This window comes from Paenibacillus sp. sgz302164 (assembly GCF_056120505.1).
Genome location: NZ_JBVYOL010000019.1, coordinates 139,850 through 151,107, shown reverse-complemented (window position 1 = coordinate 151,107; position 11,258 = coordinate 139,850). Strand labels below are relative to the sequence as shown.

The window sequence follows — 11,258 nt, the reverse complement described above, 5'->3', positions numbered from 1 at the left end:
GCTGTTGGAGCGGCTTGGCAAGCTGCAAGCCGTGCTGAAGGCGAACGCCTTCGTCGAGTATTTGGCCGAAGAGCAGCTGATGCAGGTCAGCCGCGCGGCTTCGGAGCGGCTGGGGCAGTTGACCCGCAGGCGCTATGCGATCGAGGTCGACTCCGGGGGCGGCTTCGTCATCCGCGACGACGCCAACGGCGGCGTCAAGCGGCCGGTCAGCACTTTGTCCGGCGGAGAAACGTTTTTGACTTCGCTGGCGCTTGCGCTCGCGCTGTCGGCGCAAATCCAGCTCAAGGGGGAATACCCGCTGGAATTTTTCTTCCTCGACGAGGGTTTCGGAACGCTCGACCAGGAGCTGCTCGACATGGTGATCGGAGCGCTCGAGAAGCTGCATATGGACAGCCTGTCCGTCGGGGTCATCAGCCATGTGCCGGAACTGAGAGCCCGGCTGCCGCGGAAGCTGATCGTTCATCCGGCCGAGCCGTCCGGACGCGGCAGCCGCGTCGTAATGGAGGAACTCTAGGCTTAGATGTTCCCAGGTTTTGAAGTGAATCGAAGCCCTCTTCATCTGTGAGGGTCTATATCCGGCAGCCGGACAGCGCAGTGCGCCCCGGCTGCTTTTTGTTGCCTCACAGTCTGATTGGCTTAAGTGGAATACAAATTGTATCGGCGCAAACATTCATTTTGGTATATAATAGCGACATGGAAATCTTCCATTCTATGGAAGGGAAAGGCGGACATCGACGATGCGAATTCGAAAACGCCGAAAGCATTTGCGGTTGAATGCCTTTATCTGTGCGCTGCTTTTCTTCGGCGCTGTCGAAGCTCCCCAGCGGGCGCATGCCGATATCGTCTGGGACCATTGGCAAATGGCGGAAGCTCTCGCCTCGCAAGGAAATAAAGCCGATGCGGTTCCGCATTGGAAATTTTTGGTCGATCACTACGCGGGCAGAGGCGAGTGGGAAAATGCCGCTCTTTTTTGCGGCAAGCTGGACGCTTATTACGATGCGGCCGGAGATTACGAGCAGGCGATTTATTACTACGAATTGGAAAACGATTATTGGGTCAAAGCCGGCAAGGACTGGGGGGCGGTGAAGCTCCAGAGGGCCGAACAGCTGCGAATGACCGTGGAGCTTTACATGAAGGATAACGATCCGCAGGCACTGCAGCAAGCCGCAGCTCCCCTCAGCGGAAAGCTCGCCAAATTCGAGCCTGCATACGGCGCTTACATCGGCCTGTATTCGGAACAGGACCCCGAGGTCGGGAATTATTTTACGAAGGCGGAGGACGTGTACGGCAGGAAGCATGCTATTTTTCTTGCCTATGCCCATTGGGGGCAAAGCTTCCCCGGAATGTACGCCCGAAGGGCCAAAGAAGCCGGAGCGGCTTTGCAAATCGCCTGGGAACCGGACGACGGTCTGGACCCGGTCGCAGATGGGGAATATTTGCGGCAGTGGGCCAGGGCGGCGAAGTCGGCGGGCATACCGATTTTTTTGCGTTTTGCCGGCGAAATGAACGGCGCATGGGTGAAGTGGCACGGCGATCCCGTGCTGTATATCGAGAAATTCCGCATGCTGCACGATGTCTTTGCCGAGGAGGCGCCGAATGTTGCGATGGTCTGGAGCCCCGGAGACGTCCCTGCGAACGATATCGATTCTTATTATCCGGGCGACGATTACGTCGATTGGGTGGGCGTCAGTCTATACATCGAGCCTTATGAAAACGGGAACCCGGCGCTGCCGCCGATGACGGCAACCAGCCATGTGGAGCGGTTGACGCGGCTGTACGATACCTACTCGGCACGCAAGCCGCTTATGCTGAGCGAGACGGGCGTCCCGCATTACTCGCATTCGGCGCAGGAAGATTTCACCGAGTGGGCGAAGCTGAATTTGCAGCGGCTTTACGAGATTATGCCGTACAAATATCCAAGGCTCAAAGCGATCACTTATTTTAATGTCGACCAGCAAATGAAAAATGCCGCCAACGATTATCTCCTAAGCGATTCGGCGGACATTCGGAGTTATTACAGCAAGCTGATCGAAAATCCTTATCTTTTGTCGAAAGTAGAGGATGGCGCGAAACCGGCTGACGGCGCGGGTTACCGGCAAGCCGGCTCCGAACGTACCGCTTTTGCCAAGCAAACGAGAATCGTTCCTTTTATTAAAATACCCGCGGTCTACATCGGCAAAGTCGAATACGTATTAAACGGCAAAACCGTTGCGGTGCAAACCGGCCTGCCTTTCGAGCTTGAACTGAAAGCAGGGGAAGTGCCGGAGGGGTCCGTTTTGGAACTGAGGGTGTACGATCGGGGAGGAAATTTGGCTGCAGATCGGTCCTTCGCTTTATCCTCGCGGGTTTCGGTGGACATAGACGGCCGGGAACAGCGGTTTGAGCAGCCACCTGTCATTTTGAACGGCTCGACCATGGCTCCGCTGCGGGCGATTTTTGAAGCGATGGGGGCGGTTGTCGATTATGACGCCTCCGCACGCACGGTGAAGGCGCGCAAAGGGAATGTGGACTTGCGGCTCACTTTGGGCCAAAAGACGGCGTTTTTGGGCGGACAAGCCTATGAGCTCGATGAGCCGGCCCGGTTGGTGAATGGCTATACTCTGGCGCCGGTGAGATTTGTCGGAGAAGTTTTTGGCGGACAAGTTACTTGGGACGGTATCCGAAGAACGGTGACGATAGCAGCAACTCCTTGAAAAAAGCGCTTGTAAAGAAAACATCTAAGGAGGGCTAAGACATGAATACGGCGCCAAACCTGATTGTTTTGGAACAAATAATCGAAGATTTGCGAAGTCGGCTTCATGCTGCTGCTGCGGGCAGCGGTTTTTTAGACTCTGAAGTGTATCAATTGAGCGTCAAACTTGATTTGGCTATCATGCAGTATTACTATATGCAATCGGGGATCTCGAAGTAGCGGGTATTCGATTTTCAGAGTGGATGGAAGGTTTTTCCTTTTGGCGTGTAGAAAACATAAGCAGAACGATTCTATATGCCGAAGGGATGCTGTGAGATATGAAAAAAGTGCTATTGCTGTCGTCGGTTTTGCTCCTCGCTTTTTCGGCCGGCGTATATGCCGCAACCGATATCAAGCTTTATGTGAACGGCAAACTGGCGAATGCGGACCTCCAAATTGTTGACGGATCGAGCTATCTGCCTCTGCGCGCTGTCGCCGAACTGCTGGGCAAGGACGTAACCTGGGACGATAAAACGCGTTCTATTTACGTTTCCGACAAGTCTCTCAGCGCGGTTAACGACGGCGAGTACGCGGCCGACCAGCTAAGCTTCTACGAAGTGAGCGTAAAAAAGTCAGCCGACGAATGGGAAGTCCATGCGGAGCTGCGGAACGACCGAGCGATGCAGGTGAAAAAAGCCGAGTTTACCGCATCTTTCTTCGACGCCAACGGAAAGCGGGTCGGAGTCGCCCGGGGAAAAGCTGAAAACCTCGCGCCGCGTGAAGTCAAAACAGTCACTTTAACCTCGCTGGATACGCTGTCGGGATACTCGACCGTGAAATTCCAGATCGATACATCCGAATAAAAGCAAAAACCGTCCCGGAAGCAGATGGATCTGCTTAAGAGACGGTTTTCTTCTTGTTTGTCTGCGAAAATATGCCGGAAAAAGCCGGACATGAGACAGTAGGCTGATGTCCTCGCATCAAACGGACGGCATACTCCGCGATAAAGCATTGCTCTGCACTAGTGTAGTGTCAAGTCTTAAATTGTAGTTGTTCGTTCGATAGTTTGTATGGCTTACTGCTAATCTACCGTTTTGGATCTGGCTGCATACTTAGCTGCACGGAGAAAACCTGCAAAAGTACAGTTTTTGCTCGCCGGATACGCTGGGGACGAAAAATTCCTGCAATTGTGCAGGCTTTTCGCCGCAAACAGGGGCTAAGATTCATTTTCACGGAAAATTCCTGTACAATCGCAGGCTTTTCGCCAAAATGAGCTACTTTCAGTGAAAAAGCCTGCACTTTTGCAGGCTTTCCCTGCCCAAACTGCCTTGTGCCCTCCATCAAAAAAAGCCTGCACAATTGCAGGCTTTGTGAAAGGCAGGGCCACCGGGAGGTGACCCGCCGGTTTTGCGGGCTGACAAGCGCCCGCCCTTATGCGTTCACAAGCGATTGGTTCACTTCTTCTACAATGGACAAAGAGACGGTGCGTGCGCTGGAAAAAGCGCGTTCGGCAAGCTCGCCTTTGCCCGTGCAGCCGTCTCCGCAAAAATAAAACGGCACATTTTCCACGCGTGTCGGCAAAAGACTGTTCGAGGCGATGTTCTTCACGCTGGATACCATCGCTTTTTTGGAAACGCGCTTGACCGCGGTCGCATCGCGCCATCCGGGATAATGCTTGTCGAACAGGGCTTCCATCTGTTTTGTTTTTTGATCCAGATACGCTTTGCGCTCTTCTTCGGTATCGAATTGATCGCTCAGATAGGCGATGCCTTGCAGCAGTTGGCCGCCTTCCGGAACAAGGGTGTGGTCCGTAGCCGAAACGTCGCTGATGAACAGCTTGTTGTCCATATCGCTGATGTAGCTGAACGGTCTGGCGACGACGTGGGTAAGCCCGATATCGTATACCATAACTTCCGTTGCCGTGTTCGCTTCATAAGGTGCGAGGAACGGTTCCCAGGCGGTGCCTTTAAGCAGCTTGACGACTTGCTGGACAGGCATGGCAAAAATCACTTTGTCGAAAGCTTGTTCGCGGTTTTTCGTCTGCAGCACGAACTTTTTGTCGGCGTACCGGATGCTGTCCACGCCTTCCTGAATCGCGATTTCATAGCGGCCGGAGCTTTGCAGCTTTTGCTTAAGCTGATTGGTGATGACGGCCCAGCTTCCGAGCACGTAGTTCACAGGCTTGCTGGATAAAAACAGATTGTGATAATACTCGCTGATCACCGAGCCGGATACTTTGCGTGCATCTTCCGGGGCGATGAAAAAGTTGGAGCAGACGAGATGCTCCCAAAGCTCTTTCACATCTTCGTCGGCATTGGATTCGGCCAAATAATCGCCTAATGTCTCGTAGTTTTTCAGGTTGTGGATGTTGGCGATGATCGCCGCGATCTCGCCGACGAAGCTCACTTTTTGCATCGTGCTGAGCAGGTCGGTTTTGAGAATGTTCACAAAATCCAGCGGAGCGGGGGTCAGCCGGTCATGCTTGGCGTAGACGACTTTGCGCTTGTCAACCTGCTTGGAGCTGAAGGAAAGCCCCAACTCTCTTTCCATAACGGTCAGCTTGTGACGGTCGATGCCGTAGATGGCATGTGCGCCGTAGTTCAGGGTGAACCCTGCTTTTTCATAAGTAAACGCCCGGCCTCCGAGCTGCGGACTGCGCTCAAACAGGACTCCTTCGATATGCGGGTTTTCGGACAAATAAGCGGCCGCGGTCAAACCCGCCAAGCCTCCGCCGATGATGGCTACTTTCATTTTCGTATCCTCCTTAGAGACTGGTTCCAACCGCAGCGGGGCAAAAGGCGCTTCAGTACGAAGGCCCGCCCACAGCAGGGCCAGGTTGTTTTTCATCATGGATAAAAGGTCCGCGTCATCTTGACTGCACCAGTTCAGCATCGTTCCCGTAAAAGCGCAAATGAGCAATTCCGCTTTTCGCGTTTCGGGCAGCCAATGCTGCAAGCTTTCGGATAGTATGCGCAAGTATTGCTGCTCTTCCGTCTTCATTGCCTCGTTTTGCAGCGATAAAGCTTGCAAGCTGCGGATTAGCCTGGGACTGTGGTTAATATTGGACGCCAAGTCTAAAAATAGCCGGTTGATATGTCCTTCAAGCGATTGCACTTTGGACGGCGGCTGTTTGACCCATTCCCGGATCAGTTCGGTCTGCTTGTTGTAAATCGCGGAAATAATGGCGTCCTTGCTTTTGAAGTAATGGTAAAAAGTACCTTTGGAGGTGCCGGTTGCTTCGATAATATCGTCGACCGACACGTGTTCATAGCCTTTTTCCATAAACATGGACAAGGCGACTTCCATCATCGTATCCCGTTTTTTGCGAGTCGTGGCTCTCATGAACTGACTCAACTGATCACTTCCGTTTCAATGACCTATATGCAGTATTATATGCTTAATTAGACTGTTAGTCTACTACAGATAAAAAAATGGGTTCCCGCCTGCATAAATGTGATGTCCGAGCATACTTTCATTTCTAACGTTACATACATGTCAGATTCAACGGAAACCCTCCCCAAAACAGGACTCTATCTCAAATTTCCATGTCAAATATGTCATATAATATTACATATTTCGAACTTTTTGTTTATAATGAACATAAATCTAACATAAAAAGGGGCGGGTTCTTATGAAAATTCTTTCTTTTCATTCCTCGAAGCAGCAAACGAAAGATCTGTTGGGCCGTTTGGCCGCCGGTGATTTAACGATTTTGCATACCGAGCCTGCTTCGCGGAAGACGGTTTTTATCGATATGGTGCAGCAAACGGCCCAAGGCTTGAAATCGCTTATCCGCATTGTCGACAGATCTTCGCTGCAGCTTCACGGGCAAGTGGAAGAGATCCGCGTTGCCTCCGATTCCATTGCCGGCCAGGTAGACGGCGTGACGCATACGATTCGCGAAATTACGATGGGCATCCAGGATTCGTCGGAGCATATCCAGGACGCGGCGGCTCGAATGACGGATGTCCAGTCCATGCTGGAGCGGATTCGCAGCGAAAATAACGAAGTGGTCTCGTCTTCGGCGCAAATTGCCCAAGAGCTTGTGCTTGGAAAAAGCGAAATTGCCGCGGCGGCGGATCAAATGAGGCGCATGACGGCGGACAGCAAGCAGCTTCACCGGGAAATGGACCGGTTGAGCGCGGCCCTGGCCCAAATTGCCGAAATAACGAAGATGGTCGAGGACATCTCGGGTCAAACCCAGCTTCTGGCGCTTAACGCGAACATCGAAGCGGCCCGGGCGGGCGAGAATGGGCGGGGGTTTGCGGTCGTCGCGCAGGAGATATCCAGGCTGGCGGTTCAATCGAAGCAGGCAACGGCCCACATCGGGGAGCATATACAAACCGTATCCGCTTCCGCGCAGGCATTGGCTTCATCCGTGAGCGGGATGGCGGATACGGCCGATTCCGGCGCTGCCGTGATGGAAAGCGGGCTGCAAAGGTACGGCAGCGTGCTGACGTTTTTGGACGGTCTGTGCGGCGGCATTCGATCCGTCGACAGCTCGCTGCTGACCGCGACGAGCAGCACGATTGCGATTTCCGACGCGGTTCACCGCACGTCCGCGATGTTCGAGCAAGTTGCGGCGGGCAGCGAGGAGGTGCTGGCTTCCGCCGAAGTTCAACAGCGCAGCATCGCGGCGATGAACGAAAATCTCCGCACGGTGAGGCGCAGCAGCTTGTCGCTCCGCTCGGCCGTGTCGCAATTCAAGCTTCCTCACTCGGACTTGGAGATGCCTTTGAGTCGTTCTATCGATGCGTGGATGGACAAAGCGGTCGGCATCCGAGCGATCATGGTTTCCATGATTGAATCGCAGGACCGGGAGCGGATCCGGGAATGGCACGATGAAAAGCAGGTGTTGGAAGCGGAGCTTCGCGCTTGCTGGGCACAGCTGGCCGGTCTGGCAGGCGAACCGGGCGAACGGGATATGCTCCGGCAGTTGGAGGAGGCCTGGGACGCTTTTCACCAAATCAAGGAACAAAACGCCGCCTGGATGCTCGAAGGGGAATATGAGAAAGCGCGGCAGGGCCTGATCAACCACGGCAGAGCCAGGTTTAAAACAGCCGTCGACCTTGCCCAGGCTTGGATCGACCGGTAAATTCGCCGAATCGTCTCCGGGAATTGGATTTTTTTGTTTTTTTTCGTTAAGATTAGAGTAACCGTTATTCAATTGAAAGCAGAGGAGAAGCCGAAGAATGAGCGATTGTATTTTTTGTAAAATTGTCGAAGGCTCCATACCTTCCAAAAAAGTTTACGAAGACGACCGGGTCGTCGCGTTTCATGACATTCAGCCTGCGGCTCCGGTCCATGTGCTGATCATCCCGAAAAAGCATTTTGCTTCGCTGAACGATGCGGGCGAGGAGGATTGGGAAGTGATCGGGCTCGTTCACAAGGCGGCCCAGCACATCGCCAAGCAGCTTGGCGTCGCCGAATCCGGCTATCGCCTCGTGAACAATTGCGGGCCTAACGCAGGACAAGTCGTGTTCCATCTTCATTATCATCTTCTTGCAGGGGCGAAATTGGCTCCGCTGGGCGTGGCGAATTAAGGTCTTGGTACCAATGGAAGGATTCCGATTGACACCTAATTCCCGATAACATATAATGTAGTTTGATGAACCGCTTTATCTTGGACGGTCTGTTCGGAGGGAGGGAAAACTGGTGTCAGAAACTCGAGTTCGCAAGAACGAAACTATAGATGCTGCACTTCGTCGCTTTAAGCGTTCCATCGCTAAAGATGGCGTTCTAGCAGAGGTTAAAAAACGCAAACATTATGAAAAGCCTAGCGTCAAGCGCAAGAAGAAGTCAGAGGCTGCTCGTAAGAGAAAGTTCTAGGAGGCAATTCAGTCAATGAGCTTAAGCGAACGATTGAACGAAGATATGAAGTCAGCGATGAAGAGTCAGGACAAGTTCAAACTCTCCGTAATCCGTATGGTTCGTTCTACTATCAAGAATTCCGAGATAGACTTGAAGAGAACCTTAGATGATAATGAAGTGCTTGACGTTCTAGCTCGTGAGATCAAGCAGCGCAGGGATTCCCTCCAAGAATTTGAAAAAGCGGGCAGAGACGATCTGGCCGAAAGCCTGCAAGCAGAACTGGCCATCCTTACCGAGTACATGCCGCAACAGCTTACCGAGGAAGAAGTAAAAGCCATTGTACAGCAGACCATCCAACAAGTTGGTGCTTCTTCCAAAGCGGATATGGGCAAAGTAATGGGGGCATTGATGCCGCAGGTAAAAGGACGTGCTGACGGTAAACTTATCAATCAGCTGGTCCAACAGTTATTAGTGTAATTAAAGATGAACAACAAGACCGGAAAGAGGTAAATCTTTCCGGTCTTTTCATTTTTGTGTGAAACAGTTTGTGCGTTCAAACGTACATATGAATGGTGCCATGCAGATAGCTTTCAGGAAAGGGAGTGATTGACGATGCTTGCGGACCATTTGTCTGCCTTTCTGACCCATCCGGTTACGGCTACCGTGCTGCTGCTGGTCGGAATAGTAGGTATTGCGCTTGAGCTGCTTTTTTTCAGCAGCGGGCTGTTGGCTGCCGCCGGCGCGGCCGGGTTCGGCTTGTATTTCCTCGGTTATTATTTGGCGGGGGTTGCGGGCTTCGGCGATTTGGCCGTCTTTGGGATCGGGATTTTACTGCTCTTCCTTGAGTTGGTAGTCCCCAGTTTTGGAATACTCGGCGTGCTGGGCGCGATATGTTTGTTCGGCGGGGTCATGATGGCTTCATCGGATCCCAAGGAAGCCGCGCTGACGCTCGGCATCGCATTTTTGCTGTCTATCGTCGTGATCGCCTTTGCCGTCAAATATTTTAAGCACCGCGGCGTGTGGAACCGTTTTATTTTGCGCGAGCAGCTGACCGCTGACAAAGGCTTTTCCGCAAGTCCCGACAAGGCGCATCTATTGGGCGCAGTCGGCGAAGCGATAACGCCGCTCAGGCCAGCAGGGACCGCGCTGATCGGGGGCGAACGGATCGATGTTGTGACCGGCGGCAGCTTTATTCAAAGCGGAAAGCAGATTGTCGTCATTCAGGTCGAAGGAACGCGCGTTGTAGTAAAGGAACAATCCACTTAACTTTTGAGGGAGGTACTTCATGACTTTGGAACCGGGTTTGTATTTGCTGCTGGTGGCAGCCATTATCATTATTGCGCTGTCCGTACTGCTGAGCGTTGTGCCGGTGATGCTGTGGATATCCGCGCTGGCCTCGGGCGTCAGAATCAGCATCATCACGTTGATAGCGATGCGCTTGCGGCGCGTCATTCCGAGCCGGATCGTAAATCCGATGATCAAGGCGACTAAAGCCGGGATGAATTTGAGCATCAATCAGTTGGAAAGCCACTTTTTGGCCGGGGGCAACGTCGACCGCGTCGTCAATGCGCTCATTGCCGCGCACCGCGCCAATATTCATCTGGAATTCGAACGCGCGGCGGCGATCGATCTTGCCGGGCGGGACGTTTTGATGGCTGTGCAAATGAGCGTTAACCCGCGCGTTATTGAAACGCCTACCGTTTCGGCCGTCGCCAAAAACGGGATCGAAGTGAAAGTTATCGCACGCGTAACGGTTCGCGCGAATATCGACCGGCTGGTCGGGGGCGCGGGCGAAGAAACGATTATTGCGCGTGTCGGCGAAGGGATCGTTACGACTGTAGGCAGCAGCGATTCCCATAAGGACGTTTTGGAAAACCCCGACATGATTTCCCGAACCGTGCTGGGAAAAGGGCTCGATGCCGGAACGGCGTTCGAAATTCTTTCGATCGACATCGCGGACGTGGATGTGGGCAAAAATATCGGCGCGCATCTGCAAACGGAGCAAGCGGAGGCCGACAAACGCATCGCCCAGGCGAAAGCGGAAGAGCGGCGCGCTATGGCTGTTGCCGCAGAGCAGGAGATGAAAGCGCGGGTGATCGAGATGCGCGCGAAAGTTGTCGAATCGGAGTCCCAGGTGCCGCTTGCCATGGCCGAAGCGCTGCGCAGCGGTCAATTGGGCGTCATGGACTACATGAATTTAAAAAACATCGATGCTGACACGCAGATGCGCTCCTCGCTCGGCAAGCTGAACGACGGCAACAAAAACGAGAGGGAATAGGAGGCGTCGTTTCCATGGAGAAGTTGATCGCGTTCCTGATTCAAAACTGGTACTTGATCGTCATTGCGCTGACCGTGCTGTATCAGCTTGGCAAAAAACAGCGGCAGGCCGCGAAAGGAAGCGACCGCGCGCCGAGGATGCCCTCGTTCGGCGGTGCGCAGCCTCCCGCCGCCGCGTGCCCTTCTTCGGCGCCGTCCGAAGAAGGGCGGCGCACGGACAGCGGCTCCGCCAGGGCCGCCGCTGCCTCCTCCGTGCGCGGGAAGGCATCTCCCTTCGGTGCCTCTGAGGGCGGCTCAGAGGCTGTACAGGAGCCGGCAGCGGCAGAGCCTGCCGGCCTCCTCACGGAGCAGCCGAGCCGGCAGCAGCTGCTCCAAGGCGTGGTGTGGGCCGAAATACTCGGCCCACCCAGAGCCAAAAAGCCGTATCGCAGATAACGGCTTTGTGCGACCGCCCTTCCCCCAATCCAGGGGAAGGGCGGTTTTTCTGTGCCGCTTTGCC

The 11,258-nt window shown here is 53.7% G+C and carries 12 protein-coding genes; 11 read left to right on the top strand and 1 reads right to left on the bottom strand.

What is annotated here, in order from left to right:
• The 4 genes from AC0LWT_RS27680 to AC0LWT_RS27665 form a co-directional block, all read left to right on the top strand.
• A partial coding sequence (locus tag AC0LWT_RS27680; RefSeq protein ID WP_474684512.1) for an SbcC/MukB-like Walker B domain-containing protein occupies positions 1 to 514 on the top strand: 514 nt, incomplete at its 5' end.
• A gap of 223 nt (positions 515 to 737) precedes the next feature.
• Entirely contained in the window at positions 738 to 2,693 is a 1,956-nt protein-coding gene (locus tag AC0LWT_RS27675; RefSeq protein WP_474684511.1) for a stalk domain-containing protein, read from the top strand.
• A 41-nt stretch (positions 2,694 to 2,734) separates the two neighbouring features.
• Entirely contained in the window at positions 2,735 to 2,911 is a 177-nt protein-coding gene (locus AC0LWT_RS27670) for an aspartyl-phosphate phosphatase Spo0E family protein (protein WP_474684510.1), read from the top strand.
• A gap of 98 nt (positions 2,912 to 3,009) precedes the next feature.
• Positions 3,010 to 3,534, top strand: a complete 525-nt coding sequence (locus tag AC0LWT_RS27665) for a stalk domain-containing protein (protein ID WP_474684509.1) — start codon at positions 3,010 to 3,012, stop codon at positions 3,532 to 3,534.
• A gap of 568 nt (positions 3,535 to 4,102) precedes the next feature.
• Here the strand turns inward: AC0LWT_RS27665 and AC0LWT_RS27660 are convergent.
• The gene (locus AC0LWT_RS27660) at positions 4,103 to 6,013 is read right to left on the bottom strand and encodes an FAD-dependent oxidoreductase (RefSeq protein WP_474684508.1); all 1,911 of its coding nucleotides are present in this window, start codon (positions 6,011 to 6,013) and stop codon (positions 4,103 to 4,105) included.
• Between the two features lie 289 nt (positions 6,014 to 6,302).
• On the opposite strand from AC0LWT_RS27660, the gene AC0LWT_RS27655 reads away from it, so the two are divergent.
• From AC0LWT_RS27655 to AC0LWT_RS27625, 7 genes are all read left to right on the top strand, one after another.
• Positions 6,303 to 7,766, top strand: coding sequence for a methyl-accepting chemotaxis protein (locus AC0LWT_RS27655; RefSeq protein ID WP_474684507.1), 1,464 nt, complete (start codon positions 6,303 to 6,305; stop codon positions 7,764 to 7,766).
• 97 nt (positions 7,767 to 7,863) lie between these two features.
• Entirely contained in the window at positions 7,864 to 8,214 is a 351-nt protein-coding gene (locus AC0LWT_RS27650) for a histidine triad nucleotide-binding protein (RefSeq protein ID WP_474684506.1), read from the top strand.
• Positions 8,215 to 8,326: 112 nt separating this feature from the next.
• Positions 8,327 to 8,500, top strand: a complete 174-nt coding sequence (rpsU, locus tag AC0LWT_RS27645) for a 30S ribosomal protein S21 (protein WP_010491812.1) — start codon at positions 8,327 to 8,329, stop codon at positions 8,498 to 8,500.
• A gap of 15 nt (positions 8,501 to 8,515) precedes the next feature.
• On the top strand, positions 8,516 to 8,959 hold the full coding sequence (locus AC0LWT_RS27640) for a GatB/YqeY domain-containing protein (protein WP_474684505.1): 444 nt from the start codon (positions 8,516 to 8,518) through the stop codon (positions 8,957 to 8,959).
• 135 nt (positions 8,960 to 9,094) lie between these two features.
• Entirely contained in the window at positions 9,095 to 9,748 is a 654-nt protein-coding gene (locus tag AC0LWT_RS27635) for an NfeD family protein (protein ID WP_474684504.1), read from the top strand.
• A 19-nt stretch (positions 9,749 to 9,767) separates the two neighbouring features.
• A complete protein-coding gene (gene floA / locus AC0LWT_RS27630) occupies positions 9,768 to 10,760 on the top strand; it encodes a flotillin-like protein FloA (RefSeq protein WP_474684503.1) in 993 nt (330 codons plus the stop codon).
• A gap of 14 nt (positions 10,761 to 10,774) precedes the next feature.
• Positions 10,775 to 11,194, top strand: a complete 420-nt coding sequence (locus tag AC0LWT_RS27625) for a hypothetical protein (RefSeq protein WP_474684502.1) — start codon at positions 10,775 to 10,777, stop codon at positions 11,192 to 11,194.
• The last annotated feature ends 64 nt before the right edge of the window (positions 11,195 to 11,258 follow it).

What these genes read in the sequence shown, in the direction of transcription:
- AC0LWT_RS27675 (WP_474684511.1), top strand. Translation starts at nt 738, where the DNA reads ATGCGAATTCGAAAACGCCGAAAGCATTTGCGGTTGAATGCCTTTATC.
- AC0LWT_RS27670 (WP_474684510.1), top strand. Translation starts at nt 2,735, where the DNA reads ATGAATACGGCGCCAAACCTGATTGTTTTGGAACAAATAATCGAAGAT.
- AC0LWT_RS27665 (WP_474684509.1), top strand. Translation starts at nt 3,010, where the DNA reads ATGAAAAAAGTGCTATTGCTGTCGTCGGTTTTGCTCCTCGCTTTTTCG.
- AC0LWT_RS27660 (WP_474684508.1), bottom strand. Translation starts at nt 6,013, where the DNA reads ATGAGAGCCACGACTCGCAAAAAACGGGATACGATGATGGAAGTCGCC.
- AC0LWT_RS27655 (WP_474684507.1), top strand. Translation starts at nt 6,303, where the DNA reads ATGAAAATTCTTTCTTTTCATTCCTCGAAGCAGCAAACGAAAGATCTG.
- AC0LWT_RS27650 (WP_474684506.1), top strand. Translation starts at nt 7,864, where the DNA reads ATGAGCGATTGTATTTTTTGTAAAATTGTCGAAGGCTCCATACCTTCC.
- AC0LWT_RS27640 (WP_474684505.1), top strand. Translation starts at nt 8,516, where the DNA reads ATGAGCTTAAGCGAACGATTGAACGAAGATATGAAGTCAGCGATGAAG.
- AC0LWT_RS27635 (WP_474684504.1), top strand. Translation starts at nt 9,095, where the DNA reads ATGCTTGCGGACCATTTGTCTGCCTTTCTGACCCATCCGGTTACGGCT.
- floA (WP_474684503.1), top strand. Translation starts at nt 9,768, where the DNA reads ATGACTTTGGAACCGGGTTTGTATTTGCTGCTGGTGGCAGCCATTATC.
- AC0LWT_RS27625 (WP_474684502.1), top strand. Translation starts at nt 10,775, where the DNA reads ATGGAGAAGTTGATCGCGTTCCTGATTCAAAACTGGTACTTGATCGTC.